The organism is Brevibacillus schisleri (assembly GCF_055685845.1).
In genome coordinates, this window is sequence record NZ_JBVNDM010000001.1 from 1,400,431 (window position 1) to 1,424,062 (window position 23,632).

17 protein-coding genes, 1 pseudogene and 1 other annotated feature are annotated in these 23,632 nt (G+C 48.5%); of the genes and pseudogenes, 13 read left to right on the forward strand and 5 right to left on the reverse strand.

Annotation, left to right across the window (positions count from 1 at the left end):
- Positions 1–66: 66 nt before the first annotated feature.
- Positions 67–1,005 (forward strand): type I pantothenate kinase, encoded by a 939-nt coding sequence (gene coaA, locus ACUUHJ_RS07210; RefSeq protein ID WP_472298545.1) that lies wholly within the window; start codon positions 67–69, stop codon positions 1,003–1,005.
- Between the two features lie 28 nt (positions 1,006–1,033).
- A complete protein-coding gene (locus ACUUHJ_RS07215) occupies positions 1,034–1,486 on the forward strand; it encodes a 2-thiouracil desulfurase family protein (RefSeq protein WP_142495314.1) in 453 nt (150 codons plus the stop codon).
- A 33-nt stretch (positions 1,487–1,519) separates the two neighbouring features.
- Here the strand turns inward: ACUUHJ_RS07215 and ACUUHJ_RS07220 are convergent, their stop codons facing one another.
- Together ACUUHJ_RS07220 and ACUUHJ_RS07225 are read right to left on the reverse strand one after the other, a co-directional pair.
- Entirely contained in the window at positions 1,520–3,043 is a 1,524-nt protein-coding gene (locus tag ACUUHJ_RS07220) for a glycine betaine uptake BCCT transporter (RefSeq protein WP_472298546.1), read from the reverse strand.
- Positions 3,044–3,135: 92 nt separating this feature from the next.
- A complete protein-coding gene (locus ACUUHJ_RS07225) occupies positions 3,136–4,008 on the reverse strand; it encodes a LysR family transcriptional regulator (protein WP_173625549.1) in 873 nt (290 codons plus the stop codon).
- 156 nt (positions 4,009–4,164) lie between these two features.
- Here ACUUHJ_RS07225 and ACUUHJ_RS07230 point away from each other — a divergent pair, with 156 nt between their 5' ends.
- The gene (locus ACUUHJ_RS07230; RefSeq protein WP_472298547.1) at positions 4,165–5,457 is read left to right on the forward strand and encodes an NCS2 family permease; all 1,293 of its coding nucleotides are present in this window, start codon (positions 4,165–4,167) and stop codon (positions 5,455–5,457) included.
- Between the two features lie 81 nt (positions 5,458–5,538).
- Positions 5,539–5,715 (forward strand): annotated as a pseudogene (locus ACUUHJ_RS07235) (VOC family protein); the annotation flags it as partial.
- 84 nt (positions 5,716–5,799) lie between these two features.
- Here ACUUHJ_RS07235 and ACUUHJ_RS07240 read toward each other — a convergent pair.
- Both ACUUHJ_RS07240 and ACUUHJ_RS07245 read right to left on the reverse strand, forming a co-directional pair.
- Positions 5,800–6,870 (reverse strand): hypothetical protein, encoded by a 1,071-nt coding sequence (locus ACUUHJ_RS07240; protein ID WP_472298548.1) that lies wholly within the window; start codon positions 6,868–6,870, stop codon positions 5,800–5,802.
- A 160-nt stretch (positions 6,871–7,030) separates the two neighbouring features.
- Positions 7,031–7,987, reverse strand: coding sequence for a GntR family transcriptional regulator (locus tag ACUUHJ_RS07245; RefSeq protein ID WP_472298549.1), 957 nt, complete (start codon positions 7,985–7,987; stop codon positions 7,031–7,033).
- Between the two features lie 139 nt (positions 7,988–8,126).
- On the opposite strand from ACUUHJ_RS07245, the gene ACUUHJ_RS07250 reads away from it, so the two are divergent.
- From ACUUHJ_RS07250 to ACUUHJ_RS07270, 5 genes are all read left to right on the forward strand, one after another.
- The gene (locus ACUUHJ_RS07250; protein ID WP_142495321.1) at positions 8,127–8,654 is read left to right on the forward strand and encodes an HPP family protein; all 528 of its coding nucleotides are present in this window, start codon (positions 8,127–8,129) and stop codon (positions 8,652–8,654) included.
- A gap of 604 nt (positions 8,655–9,258) precedes the next feature.
- Positions 9,259–10,521 (forward strand): group II intron reverse transcriptase/maturase, encoded by a 1,263-nt coding sequence (gene ltrA / locus ACUUHJ_RS07255; protein WP_106834678.1) that lies wholly within the window; start codon positions 9,259–9,261, stop codon positions 10,519–10,521.
- A 158-nt stretch (positions 10,522–10,679) separates the two neighbouring features.
- Positions 10,680–11,288 carry a Crp/Fnr family transcriptional regulator gene (locus tag ACUUHJ_RS07260; protein WP_142495322.1) on the forward strand — a complete coding sequence of 203 codons (609 nt, stop codon included), beginning with the start codon at positions 10,680–10,682 and terminating at the stop codon, positions 11,286–11,288.
- 69 nt (positions 11,289–11,357) lie between these two features.
- Positions 11,358–12,038 carry a queuosine precursor transporter gene (locus ACUUHJ_RS07265; RefSeq protein WP_472298550.1) on the forward strand — a complete coding sequence of 227 codons (681 nt, stop codon included), beginning with the start codon at positions 11,358–11,360 and terminating at the stop codon, positions 12,036–12,038.
- 171 nt (positions 12,039–12,209) lie between these two features.
- Positions 12,210–17,699: a chitobiase/beta-hexosaminidase C-terminal domain-containing protein gene (locus tag ACUUHJ_RS07270; RefSeq protein WP_472298551.1), complete on the forward strand. Its 5,490-nt coding sequence runs from the start codon at positions 12,210–12,212 to the stop codon at positions 17,697–17,699.
- 59 nt (positions 17,700–17,758) lie between these two features.
- Here the strand turns inward: ACUUHJ_RS07270 and trpS are convergent, their stop codons facing one another.
- On the reverse strand, positions 17,759–18,745 hold the full coding sequence (gene trpS / locus ACUUHJ_RS07275) for a tryptophan--tRNA ligase (protein ID WP_472298552.1): 987 nt from the start codon (positions 18,743–18,745) through the stop codon (positions 17,759–17,761).
- 124 nt (positions 18,746–18,869) lie between these two features.
- Positions 18,870–19,146 (reverse strand) — a binding site (T-box leader).
- A gap of 131 nt (positions 19,147–19,277) precedes the next feature.
- Between trpS and ACUUHJ_RS07280 the strand changes: the two genes are divergently transcribed.
- From ACUUHJ_RS07280 to ACUUHJ_RS07295, 4 genes are all read left to right on the forward strand, one after another.
- Positions 19,278–19,868, forward strand: coding sequence for a TetR/AcrR family transcriptional regulator (locus tag ACUUHJ_RS07280; protein ID WP_472298553.1), 591 nt, complete (start codon positions 19,278–19,280; stop codon positions 19,866–19,868).
- 15 nt (positions 19,869–19,883) lie between these two features.
- Positions 19,884–20,420 carry an HXXEE domain-containing protein gene (locus ACUUHJ_RS07285; protein WP_472298554.1) on the forward strand — a complete coding sequence of 179 codons (537 nt, stop codon included), beginning with the start codon at positions 19,884–19,886 and terminating at the stop codon, positions 20,418–20,420.
- A 43-nt stretch (positions 20,421–20,463) separates the two neighbouring features.
- Positions 20,464–21,786, forward strand: a complete 1,323-nt coding sequence (locus ACUUHJ_RS07290; protein WP_472298555.1) for an ArsR family transcriptional regulator — start codon at positions 20,464–20,466, stop codon at positions 21,784–21,786.
- A 156-nt stretch (positions 21,787–21,942) separates the two neighbouring features.
- Entirely contained in the window at positions 21,943–23,529 is a 1,587-nt protein-coding gene (locus ACUUHJ_RS07295) for a M4 family metallopeptidase (RefSeq protein WP_289676674.1), read from the forward strand.
- Positions 23,530–23,632 lie beyond the last annotated feature (103 nt).

The following is a 23,632-nucleotide window of genomic DNA, read 5'->3' on the forward strand; positions in this document are numbered from 1 at the left end:
TGGTGTAAACTAACTTTGTGATGATTTAAAGAAAGCACTTTCATGATGGAAAGGATGTACATTCCCATGGCATCACCCTATGTTACATTTAATCGCGAGCAGTGGAGTGCTCTGCGGGCTTCCACGCCGTTGACCATATCTGATAACGAGCTTTCCCTTTTGCAGGGCTTGAATGAGAAAATGTCCATGACCGAAGTCTCCGACATTTACCTTCCCTTGTCCCGTCTGCTGAATTTGTATGTCGGGGGCACGCAGGAGCTGTACCAGGCGACCCACACTTTTTTAGGGAACCAGGATGGCAAGGTTCCATTCATTATTGGTATCGCAGGCAGTGTGGCTGTGGGCAAAAGTACGACGGCTCGCATTTTGCAGACGCTGTTATCCCGCTGGCCGAATCATCCGAAGGTCGATTTGGTAACGACCGATGGATTCCTGTATCCGAACAAGGTTCTAGAAGACAGAGGAATCATGAAGCGCAAGGGATTTCCGGAGAGTTATGACTTGCGCCGCTTTATCAACTTTTTATCCGAAGTAAAATCGGGTTTGCCTGAAGTGAAAGCGCCAGTTTATTCCCACCTTGTATATGACATCGTGCCAGATGAATGGCAGACCGTCAGACAGCCTGACATTTTGATTGTCGAAGGCTTGAATGTGCTGCAACCGCCTAAAGGTGACGAAAACGATGCTCGTATTTCCGAGGTCATTGTTTCCGATTTCTTTGACTTCACGATTTACGTTCATGCGGAAGAGAAACACATCCTGCAATGGTATGTAGAGCGATTCAAGCTACTGCGTCAGACTGCGTTCTCCGATCCATCCTCGTATTTCAAGCGTTACGCGAGTTTGTCTGACGAAGAGGCGACTGAGGTAGCCACCGGGATTTGGACGGAGATCAATGGAGCCAACCTGCGCCAAAACATTTTGCCGACGCGTGTTCGCGCGCAATTGATTTTGGACAAAGGGCAGAATCATATGGTGCAAAGCGTGAAGCTGCGCAAGCTGTAGATAGATAAAAAGGTGGGGGACGGTTGTTATGAAAGTGATTAGTGCCTGTTTAATCGGCTGTGAATGCCGTTACGATCAGAAGTCATGCTTGGACCAAGAGCTGGAGCAATTGCTCCGGGAAGGAAAGGCCATTCCCGTCTGTCCTGAACAGCTGGGAGGTTTGCCAACACCGCGACCGCCAGCAGAAATCATCGGGGGAACTGGAGAAGATGTTCTGGATGGCAAAGCACGCATCATAGACGACACAGGCCGAGACGTCACCGAGGAATTTTTGATGGGGGCGAACCAAGCGCTAAAGCTGGCGAAAACGGTTGGAGCCACATCCGCCATCTTAAAGGAAAACAGCCCGTCCTGTGGAAGCTCCTTCGTTTACGATGGCAGTTTTTCCGGGAAAAAAGTGCCGGGTGTCGGGCTGACGGCGGCGCTGTTTCGCAGAAACGGGATTGAGGTAACATCTGAGGCGAAAGCAACCAATGAATAACAAGGGGGGGACGCGATGGACAGCGTCCCCTTTTTACAACTCCTTCAACAACCTCTCCAGCTTCTTCTGCTGATCCTTCCGTTTCTTTTTCGCAATCCGGTCTTCTTCCTGTAGTGCCATGACAAGGGAAAAGCACATCAGGACCATAATGACGGTAAAGGGTAGCGCTGCCACAATAGAGGCTGTTTGCAGTCCTTCTAAGCCACCACTTAACAATAGAACGATCGCGATTGCGGATTGGAGGACGCCCCAGGTGATTTTTACCCGATTCGACGGGTCCAGATTCCCATCAGAAGACAGCATACCGAGCACGAAAATAGCCGAATCCGCTGATGTGATAAAAAACGTGATGATCAACAGAATTGCAACGACAGCGAGAATGTACCCCATGGGCAACTGCTCCAGTGCGAGGAACAACGCAGTCGAGATGTCGCTTTGTACCGCTGCCCCTATAGGCGCTTGATCAAAAATTTCGAGATGAAGCGCAGTTCCACCAAACACCGAAAACCAAATAAAGCTCAACAAACTGGGGACGAGCATCACGCAAATGACGAATTCCTTGATCGTGCGACCTTTGGAGACGCGTGCGATAAACATGCCGACGAACGGCGCCCAGGCAATCCACCACGACCAGTAAAACAACGTCCAGTTGGCTACCCATGTTCCTTGGGTAAAAGGGGTCAGCCGCAAGCTCATCGAGATGAGGTTATTCAAATAACTGCCCAGCGTGCTGGTGAAGGCGTCAAAAATAAACGAGGTTGGTCCCAATACGAGCGTTAGCAGGAGGAGCAACAAGGCGAATACCAGATTCGTATTGCTCAAATACTTGATACCCCGATCCAGTCCGGTCGTAGCAGAGAGCAGAAATAGCACGGTAATCACGGAAATAATGACGATTTGCACGGTGGTGCTGGACGGCAGTCCAAAGAGGTGAGACAAGCCTCCGTTTATTTGCAGAGTTCCGAGGCCAAGTGAGGTTGCGACACCGAATGCCGTGGCGATGACAGCCAAAATATCGATCCCTTTTCCGAGCGGTCCGTGTATGCGTTCACCGAGCAGCGGGCCAAAGGTGGAGGAAATCAAGCCCTTCGCCCCTTTGCGAAATTGAAAATACGCGAGCGTGAGCGCGATGAGAGCGTAGATCCCCCAGGGATGCAGGCCCCAGTGAAAAAACGCATAGCGCAGAGCAGTTTGTGCGGCTTCGGTCGTTTGTCCAGTCACACCTGCTGGCGGAGCGAAGTAATGAGAGACGGGCTCTGCCACTCCCCAAAAGACAAGACCGATCCCCATCCCAGCAGAAAACAACATAGCAAACCAGGTAGGGAGCGAATATTCCGGCTCGTCATCGTCGCTCCCCAAAGGGATTTGTCCGTATCTGCTAAAGGCAAGGAAGATGCAAAAAATCAGAAAACCGAAAGTCACGATTAAATAAAACCAGCCAAAATTCGTCGTGGTCACTTTCAGGACTTGAGAAGCCGCAGAGGCGAAAAGCTCAGGAGAAATCGCGCCGAACAGCACAATAACAAATACAATGACCAAGGATATCAGGAAAGTCATCTTTATCCTCCCGGGAATCTACAAGAAATGGTAATAGTTATCATCCCGCGGGATTTCCAAGATTATTCCGGATGGGCCGCCCTTGAATGGAGTTACGATGAAAACGTCTCGATAAACCGATTCGCTGCTTTGGACAAATGGCGTCCAGACTGCCAAACGACAGCAGCGGAAGAATAAATGGAAGTTCCGGAGAGTCGAATCCCGCGAATTTGTTCGCTCTGATGCGTTTCCCACGCTGAGATGGGGACGATGGAGGAACCGACCGAGGAGGCGACCATGCTGACGATGAGAGAGATGTCCGGGCACTCGCAGATGACGTGCGGTTCTACACCTAGACGGGAGAATTCCTTGATAATCAAGTCGTAAATGCCCAATCCTGGTGTGCTCGGCATGATGAGTGGGAGCTCGGCGATCTCGCGCATTTCGATTTCTGTGCGATTGGCATAGGGAGAGGTGGCTGGAACGATGAGCACAAAATCCTCTTCCTCCAACGGAATCATGGTGCAGTTGTTCAACGAGTGGGGAAGGCGTACGATAGCGACTTCTATGGTTCTTCGCTCCAGCCACTGATTGAGAAGCTGCGTATCGCCTTTCCAAATTTTATAGGTGATGAGCGGGTATTTTTGCTGAAATACACGAATTTGTTCTGGCAGGCGATAGGCCGACAGTGCACTGACACCGATGGAAAGTGTCCCACGAATGCCTTCGCCTGTTTCTTTTACCTCGGAGAGAGCTTCCTCCATTTGATGAACGATATTAAGCGCCTGTTTATAAAGAGTGATGCCTGCTTCTGTCAGGACCATTTGTTTTCCTGAGCGCTCAACAAGCATGGTTCCGAGCTCCTCCTCCATTTGCTTCAGCTGCTGACTCAAAGGCGGCTGGGCCATGTTCAGTCTTTTAGCTGCCCCCGTTATCTGACCTTCTTCTGCTATGGCAATAAAGTAACGCAATTGCCGAATATCCACACACACGCCCTTCTTTCCTTACGAGAATGGTTCCATATGAAAACGATATGAAAATTAGATTTTATGGATATTTTTCATATTGATGAAGCTATGATAGCATGTTTCCTGTGAATCTTCACTTCATGGAATAGACATAAAGGAAAGAAGGGAAAATCTGTGCGTACGTGGATGGAAAAGCTATTTCACTTGCGCGCTTACGACACGACGTTTCAAAGGGAACTCATCGCCGGATTTATTGGCTTTGTCACCATTGTCTACATTGTTGCCGTAAACGCTTCGATTTTAAATGATGCTGGAATACCGATGGAAGCAGGCATTCTGGCGACAGTATTGACGGCATTTATCGGGTCACTTCTCATGGCCTTTTGGGCAAATGCTCCTATTATTCTGGTTCCCGGCATGGGGATCAACGCTCTGTTTACGTTCACATTATGCCAATCCATGGGCCTCACTTGGCAACAAGCGTTGGCTGCTGTTTTTGTTTCGGGTCTGATCTTTACTGTGATTGCCTTTACCAAGGCTGCGACGATATTGTCCAATGCGATTCCTGCTTCGCTAAAAGAAGCGATTACCGTAGGGATTGGGTTGTTCTTAACCTTCATCGGTCTGCAAAAAGGCGGGCTGATCGTCATGAATCCGTCTACATTTGTCGCGCTGGGTGACTTGTCCAGCCCGCATGTGATCGTCACGCTGATTACTTTGATTGTTACGTTGATTTTGTTTGTTCGAAATGTACCGGGCAACTTCCTGATCGGAATTGCGGTTGGTACAGGACTTGGCTTTTTGTTCGGGATTGTCGAGCCAGGAGGGGGAGGAACGTTCTCGTTCGCGGATTACGGAAGAGTATTTGCGGGTCTTTCCTTTTCCGCCATTTGGACGTTGCCATTTTGGATCGCGACCTTCTCATTGGCGATGGTCATCGTCTTTGAAAATATTGGCTTGATTCATGGGCATACCGCGATGCTTGGACAGCCGCAGAAGTTCCGCCGTTCGCTGCAAGCAAACGCGTTGTCGGCTGCCATCTCTGGCCTTTTGGGAACCAGTCCTACAGTATCGACAGTGGAGACCGCAGCAGGAATCGCAGCGGGAGGACGGACAGGACTGACCGCGCTTGTAACAGGTACCTTGTTCCTGCTCTCACTTGGTTTGCTTCCTGTCATCAAAATGATTCCAGATGGAGCGATTGCTCCGGTGCTCATTATCATTGGCGCACTGATGCTGCAAAACGTACAGAATATCAATCTGAAGGACTTCTCGGAAGGCTTCCCTGCTTTTTTGATCATCGCAATTATCCCGTTGTCCTACAGCATTGTAGATGGAATTGCGTTTGGATTCGTAGCGTATCCGCTCATGAAGCTCGCATTGGGCAAACGTCGCGAAGTGCCTGCGCTCATGTACGTCATCGCGGGATTATTCTTGCTGAATCTCATGCTACCGATATTCACATAAAAGAGTAGTTTTCCCTCGACTTGAGTCGGGGGGTTTTTTGTTCTGTTCTCTAGAAAGTGGCGCAAGGGTTGTGAAATAGCGGAAAAAGAAAGACTGATCAACGAGCTACAAATCGAACCGTTTGAAATTTTTCAACGAGAAGAAGTACCAGTCAAGTGGGGGACGTTCGCCGATCCATGGGGAAATCGTCTTGGGTTGTTCGAGTACCTGGATGCGGCTGAAAAAGAGGAGAGGCAAAAAAGACTTGCGAAGCTGTAAGCAGAAAACCTCCCTAACAACAAAAAAAGTCCCTTTGCCTATGAGAGAGGCAAAGGGATTATTGCGTGGAGAGATGCGGATTGATTATCGTTTTACCAGCGTAAATGCTTGTTTTACTTGGTCTAGAGACATCATCAGAGGGATGAATTTTTTCCCTTCTTTGCTTGCTGGGTCAAATACGGAGTCTTGTGGCAAGCTTACTACATAAGCCGTGTTGGTTGCTTGGTTACGTGCAATTTCGACACCGATTGGCGGCTCGTCCGGGTTGTTCAGTTTTTTCCAGTCATTCAGGTCAAACGCAGTGATAACGACAGCAGTTGCACGATCTTCTGCTTTGTCAGCATTGAAGATGAAGCGGGTTACACTCTTTGCTTCTGGCAAGAATTCGTCTGCATGTGGGCCAGTTTTTTCCTCGACAAGGATGTTGCCGTTCCAAGATTTTGGACCTTTAAAAGCAAAGGCAGAGTCTTGGCTTTTGAAAGTATCATGATAGACTTCGAGTGGTGTTACAGCTGGTTCGAAGTTGGCACTCATCAATTCCCATTTGCTTTGGTTCCACTTCCATTTTGATTTGAGGTAGCCGCGAACATCTGCATTGTAATCACCAGTCAGACGCTCTGTACCTTCCAGTACGTAGAGACCATTTTTGTTTAGATCGATTGGTTTCAGTTCGACGAAGTCCGCTCCGACTACACCTGCTTTGTTTTTATCCAGACCTGGCAGGCTGAGCTCTTTCGCTTTTCCATCTTTAATAGTGTAAATGTGATTGGTTGTGTAGCCGCCGCTTCCGCCCGTGCTTGCAGTAACCATGATCTCGCCTTTTTTATCGTAAGTGAAATCTTGAACGGACAGCTTCGGCTCGTAGCCGTCGTCCTTCACGTCAATGTTAAAAGATTTCTTCGTTTTGCCATCTGTTACTTTGATAGTGAGATCCTTCACGTATGGGCTGTTTTTCTCTTTTTTTCCGTACAGAACGACTGTGTCTACGGTCTTGTCACCCGTTACGTCTGCTGTTTTTTTCGTAATCTCTTGCAAGCCTTTTGGTGTAGCGGCTGTGTTGCTTGCATCTGCTGTAATGGCATACCCACCAGTGAAAAGTGCAGAAGTAAGTACCGTCCCTGTTACGAGTTTGTTCAAGTGTTTCATGTGTTTCATGTGATGAATCTCCTCCCCAGTCTTGCTGACTGATCATGATGAAAAGTGTCGTTGCTGTATTTTGTGCTTGTCCTTGCTATACGTTCATTATGTACGATAGGGCGGATGCATTGGTTACAGACTATCGACATAAATCCTACAAATCAGTAACAGGTAAAGGTTAAGGTGCTAGGAGGTTGCTCGCTTCTTTTAGCAGTGCCTCGCTGCTTTGCTCCAACAGCATAGGATAGAGACGTGTTTTGTCTGGAGCTAGCGCGAGGAGCTGATCATATACCGCAGAGGAGGCATAGAGCAAATCAGAATCGTGGATAATCTGGTGCAAGGAGCGTTCATCAGCGAATCCTGCGGTCATGTGTTGAATCTGTTCGATACCTGCCTCTTGTACGCGTCCCGCCATCCATTCTCCGCCTTTTTTTCCGAGACAAACAAACCCAACTGCCCGGCCTGCCTCCAGGCGAGCGATTTCCAAAAGGGTGCTCGTCTGGGCATTTGCTCCAATGATGAGGACCGATTTATGATAACGAACAGCTGATTCTTTTACTTCCTCTGCATGGTTGACGGTGGTGACAATTTGGTCGGCATCTTGTAAGGCAGAGAGGACATCTGAATGGTTTTCAAGATAGGCAACCTGAATGGGGTGACCGATGATCTCTTCTATTTTCTTACGATAAAAAGGATGATCATGCTCGTGACATTCCACCAAGAGCCATCGGGCTTCTTTTTTGGACCGGGAAAGAAACAAGTGTCCGTAAGCAATGGAAGCAAGCATAAGCTCATCCAACGAAAACGGAAGCTGCTGTGCTTCAGTCATGATGGTTTTGGCGTGATCATAAAGCGATTGCTGACGCATGCGAAAGGCAGCAATCGCAGCTTTGTCGGCGATAGAGGTACCACGACCCTTTTGCATATGGACGAGACCTTCATCCCGTAGCTGTGTGTATACAGCATTAATGGTGTTGCGGTTGACTTGCAGCTGATCGGCTAATTGGGCAGCAGGTGGAAGCATTTCACCCGATTGAAGGTGGCCTAAGCCAATGAGAAGCTTCAATTGTTCTTTGATTTGCACATGGATCGGGATTGGAAAGTCTGCATTTAGCCGCACAAGTGATTGAGTCATGGATATTCGCCTCACAGTTTGGGGTTTGTATTTTATTTTACTAAATATCTAGGTAACTAGCTATTATTTATGTTTTTGTACGATAGCTTACAGAACAAGGAAGGGTCACTTGCTACGATGTGAGCAGGAGGTGGCTGTGATGAATGGTGAATGGAGCATAAAGGATTTTGTAGCCAAAATGAAGGGGAGAAGTAGAACGCCCTTGAAAATATCTGGCTCGGTTGCTTTGATTGGGGGCCTTGGCGGATTAGTGACGATAGGGGTACTGGGCATGCTGACGGAATTAACTACTGCGGTCTGGTTGATGGCTTCATTTGGAGCAAGCTGTGTGCTTGCTTTCGTGGCCTGGGATTCGCCGTTATCTCAGCCGCGCAATATCATCGGGGGGCATTTTTTCACCAGCTTGGTTGGTGTGCTGCTCTATCAAATAGGCGGATCGCAGCTGTGGGTAGTAGCTCTAAGTGTCGGTCTTGCGATTGTCACTATGCATGTGACGAAAACGACGCATCCTCCTGCGGGTGCCAATCCGATCGTCATTGTCATGGATGGCAAGGGGTGGGAGTTTTTATTGTCTCCGGTACTTATCGGTGCAGTAGTAGTTGTGCTGATTGCTCTGTTCGTTAATAACATGCATAAGAAACGTGCTTATCCTGTGTTTTGGGTATAGCTGTATCAAGGTAAGAGATGGCCGCCTTTTATGAGGTGGTCATTTTTTCAGTGCGCCCAGCATGGGCGATAACTCTAGGGTGTAAGTCCCGAACGGGGGTTGGCTGTACCAACCGTTAGCTCAAGGCAAGGGTGTCTACCGTGAGGTGGAATCTGGAGGAAGCCGGCGGCAAAGTCCCGACCTGAGGTACACGAATCCAATTTGAGGCTGTTGTATTCGGGCGAGTCTGCTGAACAAGACGAAGCCCTATACAGCCAAGGAATACAGCAGTAAACTTGGGCAGGTACATGGGATGAAAGTTATCGTTCTTACCTGGGGAGGTCTGCATGAAGTGCCTTCAAATGTTGGTAACCGTCTCCGTAAGGAGTCGCTGAACATGCAGAAGTCAGCAGAAGCCATAGTACCCAAGTATAGGACGCTTGAACGGGGAAGGGCTGAACATTAAGTCAACACATCCGCTAATCACTTTCGTGATCAAACTGTGAAGCAGAATTCCGTAAGGAACTACTCTTGGAGAATAAGGGTGAAGCCCTGAGGGTACAAGAGAGGGCTGAGTATTGACCGACAAGACTAGAAGGATGCGTGCGAAGGAAAGGGTATCGTCATGGAGTTGTTGGAGAAAGTCCTATCACGGGAAAATCTATTAGTGGCGCTCGAAAGAGTGGAAAGAAACAAAGGATCGGCGGGAATCGACAGTGTTTCAACCGAACAACTGCGCGATTATATCCGTGAACACTGGTTAACCATTAAAGAACAGATTATGAAAGGAACCTATAAACCTTCCCCTGTCCGCAGAGTCGAAATCCCGAAAACTGACGGAGGGGTAAGGTTATTAGGTATTCCTACCGTGATAGATCGCTTAATCCAACAAGCCATTCTCCAAGTTCTTACTCCCATATTCGATCCCCACTTTTCAGAATCCAGTTTCGGATTCCGACCGAATCGCAGTGCGCATGACGCTATGAGACAAGCACAATCTTATATTTCCGAAGGATATCGCTTTGTCGTAGATATGGACTTAGAGAAATTCTTCGACCGGGTAAATCACGATATTTTAATGAGTCGGGTTGCCCGAAAAGTAAAAGACAAAGCTTTGTTGAAACTTATTCGCGCATACTTACAAGCAGGCATCATGATCAATGGAGTCTGCCTCTCGGCAGTAGAAGGCACACCACAAGGTGGCCCGCTTAGTCCGTTATTGGCGAACATCCTGCTTGACGACTTGGATAAAGAGCTGGAAAAGAGAGGACATCGCTTTTGTAGATACGCAGACGATAGCAACATCTACGTGAAAACAAAGCGGGCGGGAGAACGGGTAAAAGAGAGTATCCAAAACTACTTGGAGAAGGTACTTAAGCTAAAAGTAAATGAGCAGAAAAGTGCAGTGGATCGACCTTGGAAACGTAAGTTCCTCGGTTTCAGTTTCACTAACGCAAAGCAAGCAAGGATTCGGCTTCATCCAAAATCACTTCTGAAGTTGAAAGAGAAAATCCGCTTCATCACAAATCCGGTATGGAGCATCTCTATGGATGAAAGGATTCGGAAGCTAAACCAGTATCTCATGGGATGGGTTGGATATTTCGCCCTTGCAGATGCAAAGAAAATTCTACAATCCATCGAAGAATGGATACGGCGTAGACTCCGACTTTGCTTGTGGTCTCAGTGGAAGCGAATAAAAACCCGATATCGAGAACTTCGTTCTCTGGGTTTATCACACGTCCAAGCAATAGAAATTGCAAACACCCGAAAGGGTGCGTGGCGTTCCACAAAGACTCCTCAAATACACAAAGCCCTCGGAGTTGCATACTGGCAACAACAAGGGCTGAAAAGTTTAGTACAACGATATTCTGTTCTTCGTCAAGCTTGATGAACCGCCGTATACCGGACGGTACGTACGGTGGTGTGAGAGGACGGGAGTTAGTCACTCCCTCCTACTCGATTGGAGGAGGAAGAGGTGATTGACAAATAGATCTAAATACATAAAAGTATAGGCAACTAGTTATTTGGAATGGCGAGGGTTGCATCATGAGTGAGCAAATCGTTCTAGCCAAGAAAACAGTATTTCAGACACCGACCGACACTCGAATGGGCATTTTCTTCATTCAAAAGGGACTCCTGCGTCTTTCCCGGCTGAACGAGGAGGGAAAGTCCTTTACCGTGGGATTGCTGGGACCAGGAGCTGTTTTTGGCGAGATTGAGGAAATGGTGTTAGGGTCACGCGCTGTTTACATTGAAGCGATGCAAAAAACGACCCTTACTCATTGGAGTGCGACTCGGATGGAAGAAATGCTGAAAGCATGTCCACCAAGCCTGAAAGAAATGATGTTGCAGTTGTCAAAACGATTGGGGGAACAAGAGGAGAGGATGGAAAAGCTGGCCTTGGAATCGGTTAGGGATCGCGTATTGCATTTGTTGGTTCAATTATGTCAGCGGTTTGGAAAAGCAGAAGAGCCGTTTTGGAAATTGACCGTATCTCTCTCCCATCAGGAGATTGCCAACATGGTGGGGGCGACTAGAGAAACCGTTTCATTAGCATTAGCCGGTTTAGTCGATGAGGGAATAGTGTTGGTGTCCCGCATGTCGATTGCTGTGCATGCCTCGAGAATGGTTGATAAAATAAGCGAATGCAAGTAAAATGATTGAATGCTCAAAACGGGCCGCGGTTCGTAAACTCCCGCGTTATCAAAACTAGGAGGAAATCATATGTTTAATTTTTGGATCGGAGTGCTTTTTGCTCTGGTTAACTTCGGGCTGTTCCTGCTCTGCTACCGATTATTCGGCAGAATGGGACTGTACGCGTGGATCGGAATGGCTACTGTGCTAGCCAACATTCAGGTTGTCAAAACAATCGAGATGTTCGGTTTGGTCATGACGCTCGGCAATACGATCTATGCATCTATTTATTTGGTAAGCGATCTATTGAACGAGAAGTATGGAGAAAGAGAAGCGAAAAAAGCCGTGTGGTTCGGCTTCTTTACCTTAATTGCGGCAACGATCATCATGCAGCTCGTGCTGGTGTTTGAACCACAGGAAACAGATATCGCCCAAGGTTCCTTGCAGACGATTTTTGGCTTGATGCCAAGAGTGGCATTGGGTAGCTTGTGTGCGTATTTTGTCAGCCAATTTGTCGACGTAAAAATCTATTCGTGGTTGAAGAAAAAATGTCCAGGTCCAAATCAGCTCTGGATTCGCAATAATGGAAGCACGCTCTTCAGTCAGATGCTTGACTCCGTTACTTTTTGTACGATTGCCTTTTTAGGAGAATTCCCGATGGACGTATGGTGGCAAATCCTATTGACTACCTACCTGATCAAGTTTGTCGTATCGGCAGCTTCGACACCGGTTCTATATATCGCACGCAGTATGAAAGTAGACGAAAGCTAATTGACAAAAACAGAGAAAAACCGCCAAGGAAGATGGAGCTTGGCGGTTTTTATTTTTCCATGTTTAGAAGGATTATACAAACTTTACATCAAATTTACATAAGATTCAGGTTATACATTTACCATCTTATAGTAGCTACTTCCGAATGATGTGAGGAGGAATGATGCAAGAATGATGAAAAAAAGAAGAAGTGCTTCCCGATGGCCGAAGCTGGCGTTAATAGCCGCAGTCATGATGGGAACAGTTTTACCGACCGGGTGGATGCCACAGGCAAAAGCTGCGCGGGCTGATCATGTGGTGATTAGTGAGGTGTATGGAGGTGGGGGAAACTCTGGTGCCCATTACAAGAATGACTTCATTGAACTGTATAACCCGACAGTCAAGGCTGTTTCGGTTGGAGGCTGGTCAGTGCAGTATGCTTCTGCTACAGGAACGGCGTGGCAAAAGGCAGGGCTGACTGGAAGCATAGCCCCTTACGGCTTCTATTTGGTTCAGCTAGCAACATCGGGTGCAGGAGGAGGGGAACTGCCAACTCCTGACGATAGCGGGACTTTGAACTTGTCAGGGACGAATGGGAAGGTTGCGCTGGTTAACAATGGTGACCCGTTAGCAGGGGCAGATGTCACCTCCCAGGCCAGTGTCGTAGATATGGTTGGCTTTGGTACTGCCAATTCATCTGAAGGCAACTCATCAGCACCAGCTCCCTCGAATACGACCAGCATCCAACGCATTAGCGACGAGCGCGGCATTGTGCCGAACGGAGGAAATGGCTGGGATACCAATAACAACGGCAATGATTTTATCACGGGGGCTCCTACCCCAAAAAACACGCAAAGCCCAGTAGAAGCGCCGCTACCAACAGACGTGACCGATAAGTTGAACGCTACGGAACTTATTTTTGATCATACTGATCCTATCCAAGCAACAATTCGCGGCTATGTCGGTCTGGGGCGAACTATCAAGGTTTATGCGAGTCAGCCTGCAGGAACAGGTAACGACACTCCTTTGGCCCAGCAAGATTCGGATGCGTCCGGACTGATCGAGCTGACTTTTGCCAATCCCGATCCAAATGCGCAGGGAGTCTATCTCACAGCAACGGAAGGGAGCAAGAAGGAAAGCACGAGCATCGAGCTGAGGCCAGCGGTAACCAGCCCAGCTATGATTCAGGATAAAGTCAGCCTGCAAGCATTGAACGGTGTGGGCGAGCTGCGAGGAGTAGCAGGTGCGGCAGCAGGGAATGCGATCCTGCGTGCATACGATCCGCAAAAACAACCGCTAATGCTTAGTAACAAAGAAACAAGAACGGCACAGGCGAACGGGTCATTTTCTTTTACAATTCCAAACATTGACCAGTTGGATTATATTCTCATAACGCAGCAAACAACTGGGGAATATGGCAAGTCGTTTGAGAGCCCGGAAGTTAGCATTACCAAGTCAGCCGTAGGTTCGACTACGATTGCAGAAGCAAGAAACACTCCGGTAGGCACGAACGTGATTGTCGTCGGAACGGTGACGGCGATGTTTGAAGCGGGCGGCCAAAACAACGTCTACTTCCAAGACGATACGGCAGGACTCGTACTTCGTGCGTCAGGGCTGACTGGCAAAATTGAGGTGGGAGACAAGATCCGAGCTACCGGAAAAATGAGTGATTATTATGGACTTGCTCAACTCGAAGCGCTCACCGATAACGTGGAAATGGTGCAAAAGCAAGCAGGTGTGCCTAGCCCGCAAGTAGTAACTTCTACTGATTTTGCAGCTGCTACAGGAGAGGCTTTGGAAGGCAAGCTGGTAACTGTGAAGGTGGTTACTGTCAAAACAGCATCAAGTGGCAATTACACGCTGGAGGATCAGCACGGTACGTTTGTGTCTCGACCGGATGCCTCTCTGACACTTCCAGTGAACAAGAGCTATGCAGCTATAACAGGCGTGGTGAACTACGACCGCAATGTTTACAAGCTGGTGCCGCGCACTGTGGCTGATCTCGTCGAGGACGAGAATAAAGTCCCGATGGTCACAGCCAGCCCAGCTGGTCCTATGGTGACAAAAGGAACAAAAGTCACGCTCTCGACGACGATGGCTGACGCTACGATCCTCTATACGGTAGATGGTTCAACGCCGAGCAGAGGGAGCATCAAGTATACGGGACCGATCCAGATTGATGCGGATACGACCCTTTCAGCCATAGCTGTCAAGGATGGTTACACAGACAGCAATCTAACGACCTTCCGCTATGTGATTCAAAAAGATCACATTCGTATCCATGACATTCAAGGAGCCACGCACCGTTCACCGATGGCGGATGGAACGGTGACCAATGTTCCGGGAATCGTAACGGCTATCGTCAGAAGCGGCAGCAATGTACAAGGCTTTTATATGCAAGACCCGCAACCGGACGCAGACCCCTTTACCTCTGAAGGCATTTACGTTTACGAGCCAAAAGCAACGGTCGCCCCTGGTGATGAAGTAACGGTTAGCGGCACGGTTAAGGAATACGTACCATCGAACAGGGCGGGCACAGACCTCACCCAGACGCAAATTGATGCAACCTCGTACGCCGTTGTAAATCCAGCAAAGGGACTCCCAGAACCACTCATCCTGGGTAAAGACAACTACGAATATCCGAAAGGAATTATCGACAACGACAGCCTCGGCAAATTCGATCCAGACCAAGACGGCATCGACTTCTGGGAAAGCCTCGAGGGCATGCTGGTACAAATCGACAATCCAATCGTGGTTGGCGAAACCAAGACGTTTACCAATCCACGCGCAACAGAATTTGTCGTCATCGATGATCGAGCCCATCCGAGTCAGCCGCGTACGCCAGCCGGCGGAGTGGTACTGGAAGCCAATGATTTTCACCCTGAGCGCATCACGGTATCGGACAAACTCGAATCGATTACCGGAGAGGTAAAAGTCGGCGACAAATTTGACGGACCGCTGGTAGGCATCATCGACTACAGCTTTGCGAATTACAAGCTGTTCCATACACGGTCATTTACGGTACAGCCAAGCCATTATGAGCCGCAAGTGACAAGTATTTCGCCAAAAGATGATAAGCTGACAATCGCTTCGTACAACATCGAGAATTTCTCGGCAAAAACCGATTCCGCCAAAATCAACCGCATCGCCGAGACGATTGTGGACAACATGAAGGCGCCGGATATTATCGGTGTGGTGGAAATGCAGGATAATAATGGACCAACGGACAATGGGCAAACAGATGCGACACAGTCTGCGGATGCATTGATCAAAGCAATGGAAAACAAAAATGGCCCGACTTACCGATACATCGATATCGCGCCACAGAACAATCAGGATGGTGGACAGCCAGGCGGAAACATCCGTGTCGGCTTCTTCTACAACCCAGGACGGGTACAGCTGGCAGCAGGAACGCCAGGCGGCGCGACTGATGCGGTGCAAATCGAGACACGAGATAGTGTAGCGCATTTGTCACACAATCCAGGACGGGTAGATCCGACCAATGCAGCTTTTGCTTCGAGCCGTAAGCCACTGGCAGCGGAGTTCATTTTCCAAGGCGAGCCAGTCATTGTCATCGCCAACCACTTCAACTCCAAGGGTGGAGATCAAGCGCTGTTTGGAAAAGATCAGCCGCCACAGCTGGTCAGTGAAGTTCAGCGAATGAAGATTGCCCGTGTGTTAAATAGCTTTGTAAAAGAAATTCATGCAGCGGAAGCGAACGCAAATGTTGTGGTGCTGGGTGATCTCAATGATTTCCCGTTTTCAAACCCGGTGCAGGAATTGGCAGATGGCGTTTTGACCAATATGGTGGAGAAACTGCCGAAGGGTGAGCAGTATACGTACGTGTACCAAGGGAACTCTCAGGTCTTGGATCAAATTTTGGTCAGCAACCATTTGGAGGATGACACGAAGGTTGACATCGTTCACATCAACGCTGGCTTGACCGAGAACGAGGGGCGTGTGAGTGACCATAATCCTGTCCTTGTCCAGTTGGACTTGAAGGATCGCGGCACGCCGGAAAAAACAGCACAAGAAGTGGCGGAAAGCATTACGCAGCTCACACAGCCCGCAGCGGGTGAGACACGCTTGAAGCTACCAGAAGTACCTCCAGGCTTTACTATCGCGATCAAGTCGTCTAGTGATCCAGCAGTCATTGCGCTGGACGGCAAAATTACACCGCCATATCGCCAGACGAATGTAGACCTTGTTTTGGAGGTCACGCGAGCGTCCGATCAATCGACAGCGGAAACTACAGCCTTGACCGTGCAGGTTCCAGCCAAGCCGGATTCCCCACCGCCAGTGACACCGCCGGACAGAACACCGACACCGGACTCGCAGCGAGAGTTGAACAAGCAAGCAGCTCAGGCCATCTCTACAAGCAGCGAGGAGAAAATCATTTTAGGACAGGTGGATCAAGTGCTCAGCCATCTGGAAAAACTTCTGGAGGCCAAGCAATGGACGCCAACTGAGAAATGGGAGACAGTCACGGATACAATCAAGACTGTACTCGAGGCAGTAGCCGAGCAGGCCGAGCGGGGAACCATCAGTGAAGAGACACTCCAAGATGTAACGAAGAGCTTTTTGGACAAAGCATTTGACCCGCTCACTGAAGATGGCATTGAGGATGAAGAGATTGCCCGCTTGGCACTTGCCTCCTTGACGAGCTTGGCGAAAACAGCACTGGAGCCGCTCGATGAAAAGGATATTTCCAAAGAGCTAGCCAAACATGTCCGCACACTGGCAGAAGAGCTTTTGAAAAAGCTTGGCACTGTCGTCGTAGATGATGGGGATGAGATCAAGGCAGATGATGAACAAGTAGATGAACTTCTGGAGATACTCGGGGAATTCATGAAAGCAGTCGAGTCCGTGAAAGAAAAGATCGGCTTTGCACCTGTGCTGTTCGTTCAGGTGAAAAAAGGCGATAAAGATGCGAGCGATACGGGTTCTCGCAAGGGAGAATCTGCTGATCCGACGGTGACCCTAGAACAGAAGCTCGTTGAACAATTAAAGGAAAAAGAGGTAGGCATTCGCGTAACCTTGGAGAGCGAGGCATGGGTAGAGGTTCCAAGCGCATATTTTTCGGCTCAACGTGCAAGGAAGTTTGCCCTCGCTCTGACAGAAGAAAATGGGAACGGGTGGAAAGGTGTGCCGAACCCTGGAGAAGCGTATCAATTGCAAGTGTGGAGCAATGGCAAAAAGGTGACCAGCTTCGGTAAAACAGGTTTTACACTGGGTCTGCCAGTCGCTGATGACACAAGCTCCAAGCTCCAAGCTTTCTCATACAAGAGCAATATATGGAGACCAGCAATTGGACTCAAGGGTAAAGCGATTCAGGTGACAAAAGAAGACGATCTAGGGATCTTTTCAGTAACGACCGCGGCCTCTTATGTCGTCGGGGAGAGTGCCCTGAAAAGGATTGAGATCGAGCCGAAATCTCTCAAGCTAGCCCAAGGGGAAGAAGCCCAGCTCAAGGTAATGGCGATTCTTGGTAATGATGCAGAAGAAGACGTTACTGAAGCGGAGGGTATCGAGTTCACATCCAGCAAGCCCGAACTGGTAGAGGTTGATGAGTCTGGACGTATTCTTGTCTTGGATGAAGCCAAACCAAGGACAAGAGTGACCATCACGATCAGCTACGCTGGCAAAACAGCCAAGGTAACTGTCACGGTTAAGAGCAATTAACGAAAAGAAAACGGGTTGGGAGAAAGCTTCCCAGCCCGTTTTTTTGTTGTGGAAATGGATTAGATACGTGCCATCCCCATCGCTTTTTCAACTTTGTACAACATCTCGTTCGCGACTTTATTCGCTTTTTCTGCCCCGGCAGTCAGGATACCATCCAGCTCAGAGGAGTGGAACAGCTGCTCAAAGCGTTCTTGAATCGGACGGAGTGTTTCTACGACAACCTCTGCCAGCTCGGTTTTGAATGCGCCGTAGCCTTTGCCCTCGTACATCGCTTCAATCTCATCCAGCGTTTTTCCAGAGCAGAGGGAGTAGATGGTCATGAGGTTAGAGACAGCAGGCTTCTCTGCTTTGTCATAACGCACAACGCTGTCGGAATCCGTTTGCGCGCGCTTGATTTTTTTCGTGATGGTGTCTGCATCATCCAGCATGGAGATGAAGGCGCCTTGGTTTGGATCGGATTTGCTCATTTTCTTGGTGCCTTCAGCAAGGGACATGATGCGTGCGCCAGTCTCCGGCAGGCGAACCTCTGGAATGGTGAAAATGTCGCCATAACGGTTGTTAAAACGAGCGGCTAAATCACGAGTCAGCTCCAGATGCTGCTTCTGATCCTCGCCCACAGGAACGAAATCAGTGCCGTACAGCAAAATATCAGCAGCCATCAATGGAGGATAAGCCAGCAGACCGCCTGGAATGGATTCGCCGCGTCCATCGGATTTGTCCTTGAATTGAGTCATGCGCTCCAATTCACCCAAGTAAGAGGTACACAGCATGATCCAGCCGAGCTTGGCATGGGCCGGTACTTCGGATTGGACGAACAGCGTCATTTTGTTCGGATCGAGGCCAACGGACAAATAGAGAGCCGCAAGACGACGGATGTTCTCGCGCAGGACAGCAGGCTCTTGTGGAACGGTGATCGCATGCTGGTCTACGATGCAGTAAAAGCAGTTGAACTGATCTTGAAGCGGAACGAAGTGCTTCATTGCGCCCAAGTAGTTGCCGAGTGTCATAATGCCGCTCGGCTGAATGCCGGAAAAGATGGTTTTCATGGGAAAGTTGCTCCTTTCAATCGTGAGATATGAATTCAAAAAGTCGACTTTTCAGGACTTCTTCGTGATCAAAAGTCGATTTTTTGAATGTCCGCTTTAAATACAAAAAGGTCCATCCGCCCTGGACAGGGACGAATGAACCGTGGTGCCACCCTTGTTATTTCACGCATGGAATCTCCATACGCAAAATCTCTTTGATCCGTACCGTTTCTGTGTAAGACAGCTTGATACGGTGTCCATTGTAACGTACGGACGTAACGCCAAAGCCTACTGCCGCCATGAGAGCGGGTTCGGTTTGGAGCTCGGAAGCCCATTCATCATTTCCTCAACACTGATTCGCACCAACCATCAGCTCTCTGAAGTCTCGCAAAATGACTACTCTTCTTCCTCATTGCCATCAAATGATACCCTTTGAGCAAATATTTTACATAGAGTGGAATAAAAAAGCAAGTAGGTCTTGACAAGAAAATCCAGAAGTTGTAAAAATAACTCAATAGTTACATAACTGATGAGTTACTTTTGGGGTGGAAAAATGACCAATGACAAACTGTCAAAAGGAGAGTTGAGTCGCAGTCGGTTGCTTGCAGCGGCAGCTTCTGAGTTCGCGGCAAAAGGCTTTCATCGCACACGGGTGAGTGACATCGTGAAAGCAGCAGGCTTGACACAGGCGTCGTTTTACCAGTATTTCGACAGCAAGGAAGGTCTGTATCAGCAGTTGACGGACACATTCGTCACCAAGCTGTGGGAATTGGCGGACAGCGGTCAAAAGGTAACGGCCTTGACGAAGGCAGATGTCTTCCATCAGGTACGGGAAAACTTGCTCGCCTTGTTCCAATTTTTTCAGGAGCAGCCTGACTTGACCCGGATTGTGCTGTATCAGGCAGAAGAGGCCGAAGAGCTGCATCGTAAGCTGGCTTCTATTGTTGCTGACAACTTGCGACAAAATCAGACTGCTGGGCATGTCCGTGTCGAGTTGTCTGTGGAGGTAGCGGCAGAGGCAATGATCGCAGTCGTAGACCGGATGACGACGCGGTATTTGCTGACGGGTGAGAAAACAGCGGAGGAGCTTGCAGATGACGCGGTATCTTTTTTGGCATATGGTATTTTGCAGACAAACGAATAGGAAGAGGGTGCTTGCATGCTGGAGCTGTCTCATCTGATTTGGCTGTTTTTAGTCGTTTTCATGTTTCATGATTTCGAGGAGATCGTGATGGTAGAAGGTTGGGTGCGAGCCAAGAAAGACATCATTAGACGGACTGTGCCGCAACGGCTTATGAAGATGCTGGAGCCGTCGCTTTCGATGAACACGGCGCAATTTGCCGTCGCAGTCTCTTGTATTTTCGCGGTTTTATCGGCAGCGGTTATCCTGACTGTCATGACACTTTCGTCTGGAACGTACCTTCCGTTTTTCCTGGTTTGTCTGCATGTGATGTTTCTCCATGTGTTCATACATGTTGGTCATACCGTTGTCCTTCGCACGTACACACCTGGTGTGGTAACGGCCGTGGTATTCGTTTTGCCGTATAGTTTATATACGTATGATCGATTGCTTGAGACTGGCTTTGTGACGTGGCCGTTGCTATGGAGTACATTGCCGTACAGCTTGTTGATCATACCTGTTTTGTACGTGGCACACCGGATTGGGGAGGCAGCAGGTAAAATGATCCCCCGATGAGAAAAAGAAAGGGAGTATGCTATCCTAGTAGGAAGAGATTGGTGTGAAAGAGGGAGTTTTGTTGAAGCTGCGACTAGGCGTAATAGGCGCCGATGATTCACTTGCCATCATCGAATCAGTCATGCGAGAGTTTCCTGAAATTGAATACTTGCCGATTGTCTATTGGAAAGAGGAGGAAATCCTCGATCTGATCATGCCACATGTGGATGAGGTGGATATGTGGCTTTTCTCCGGACAGGTCCCTTATGCCATGGTGAGCGAGTCAGGCAAGGTTCAAGTGCCGATGGCGTATGTGCCTCATCTCGGTGCGAGCTTGTACAGAACCTTGCTTCATCTGTCCCATCAATTGGGAGTCCGGGTGGAGGAAGTGAGCTTTGATACATTTTCATCAGAAGAACTGGAGCATTTTATGGACGAAGCGGGCATCGCTGGCGGCTACAAGTGGCTCAAGCATTACGAGGGAGCGATTTCAGCCGATGAACTGGCGGATTACCACGAACAGCTCTGGAGAGCAGGCAAGACAAAGGTGGCTGTCACCTGCTTGCGGACAGCAGAGTTAGAGCTGACACGAAGAGGTGTCCCTGTACATCGGGTCGTGCCGACGCGTGCAGGCGTGATTTCGGTCATTCACATGCTCTTGCGAACACACGAAATGCTTCACTTCAAAGATACCCAGATTGCCGTACAGATGATGGAGATTGATCCCTTTCGCGAGCTTGCCGGTGGCAATTTTTCTACAGATGAATGGCAAAATGCCGAGATCAAGACGATGGAAAAGCTGTTGCGTTACGCGAAGCATTTGCAAGGCTCATTGAAGACAGCGGGTCCCGGACGCTACGTTATTTTTACAACGCGGGGGAATTTGCAAGAAGTTACTCGCGATTATTCGACAATTCCCGACTTGGATGAGATGTTCGACATTCGTGCTGATCTGGTAACATGTGGGATCGGGATCGGCAAGACTGCTTATGAAGCGGAAATCCACGGTGGCGCGGCCCTCTTACACGCCAAAGAGCGAGGGAGCGGCAATTGGATGGTCTTTTTCGATGACAAAAGCGTCGTGGGGCCGCTCGGGCGAGACGAACAACTCACGTATCGGTACGACTCAGAGAAGCTGCAAGCACTTAGCCAGCTTACCTCACTCAGCGTCATGACACTGGCGAAGCTTGAATCCATCCTGAAAAAGCGCGGGTCTCAGGAGATTCATGCCCACGAATTGGCATCGCATCTACAAATATTGCCACGAAGTGCCAGACGCATACTGATTGAGCTGGAGTCAAAGGGTCTTGCGCAGGTCATCCGGGAAGAAAATCCGCACCCGCGGGGCAGACCGCGCAAGGTGTATCGGATCAGCTTACAATCGTAATTGTAATAAATTTACAAAAAATCATTTCTTTCAGGAAATGATTTTTTTGTCGTTAAAAAATTGTTCTCAAATTCACATTTATGACAAATAATAAGAGATGTAAACAACTATGAATTTACATAAAAAAGAATATTTTCCAAGGAGGAGTTAACGAGTATGAAGAAATCGGTTTTTGCAGTAACACTCAGCTTCGCATTAGGTACCACTACATTCCTTCCGTTGACAACGCAGGCCGCATCCGAAAGCATCGTGTATAGCGCTGAGTGGGATACCCCCGAATTTATCGGAGAAGAGTTCGAAGCAGAAGAGCTGGATGGCGAAGAAAAAGTTTGGGGATTCCTGGAGCAGTATCAAGACTCCTTCCGTATTGATGGAGATGTGAAAGATCACTTTAAAGTGCTAGATGAAGTGACAGACAATGAGACAGACATGACTCACTACCGTGTACAAGAAATGTACGAGGGCATCCCGGTCTATGGTTACCAGCAGACGATTCACGTAAACGAGGATGGAAATGTAACGGCATTCCTCGGTAACTACGCGCCTGACCTGTCAAACAATGATACGCTGACGGAAAAACCAAAACTCAAGGCAGACAAGGCGGTCAAAGAGGCCATCAAGGATTTGGAGGATGAGATTAACGAAAAAGTCGAGAAGTTCGAGGTGAAGCCAAAAGGGGAACTCTACGTGTACATCCACGAAGATGAATCGTATTTGGCTTACGAAGTGGAACTGAATTTCCTCGATCCGCTGCCAGGGCGTTGGAAGTATTTCATCGATGCAAATTCTGGTGAAGTCATTAACAAATACAATATGCTTCATGAGATTACAGGAACGGGTACAGGAGTACTGGGTGACACCAAATCGTTCGAAGTAACGAAAGTAAGCAATAACAACTACACGGCGAAAGACACGACTCGCGGCAAGGGAATTGAGACGTACACTGCACGCAATAGAACCAGCCTGCCAGGTACTCTTGGTTCTGACACAGATAACAATTGGACAGATGGAGCGCTTGTCGACGCACATGCGTATGCACAGAAAACCTACGATTACTACAAAAACGCACATAACCGCAACAGCTTTGACAATAATGGTGCGAAATTGATCTCCACAGTCCACTACAGCAACAGATATAACAACGCATTCTGGAACGGTACGCAAATGGTATACGGGGATGGAGATGGAAGCGTATTCCGCCCATTGTCCGCTGGATTGGATGTCGTTGCTCATGAATTAACTCATGCTGTCACAGAACGAACAGCCAATCTGATCTATCAAAACGAGTCAGGTGCACTGAACGAATCCATTTCTGATATCTTCGGGGCCATGATTGACGACGACGATTGGCTCATGGGTGAAGATGTATACACGCCAGGAACGCCTGGAGATGCACTGCGCTCTCTCGAAGATCCAACCGTTGCTGGTGATCCTGATCACTACAGTGATCGATACACAGGTCCAAATGACAACGGAGGCGTACACACGAACAGCGGTATCAACAACAAAGCAGCATATCTCCTCGCAGAGGGTGGTACACACACCGGTGTAACGGTCACAGGCATTGGTCGCAATGACACAGCAAAAATCTACTACTACGCCCTAACAAACTATCTCAATCCAAACTCTAATTTCTCCGCTATGCGACAAGCAGCCATTCAATCCGCAACAGCTCTTTTCGGTGCTAATTCCCAACAAGTAAAATCAGTAAAAGCTGCGTATGATGCAGTAGGCGTGCAATAATCACTGAGATATTTCGTGACACGAAATAATTTCCATACTAGTAAAAATTGTCTTGCTCCTTGTGGGGTAAGGCAATTTTTTGTATGTTGGTAGTAATTTACAG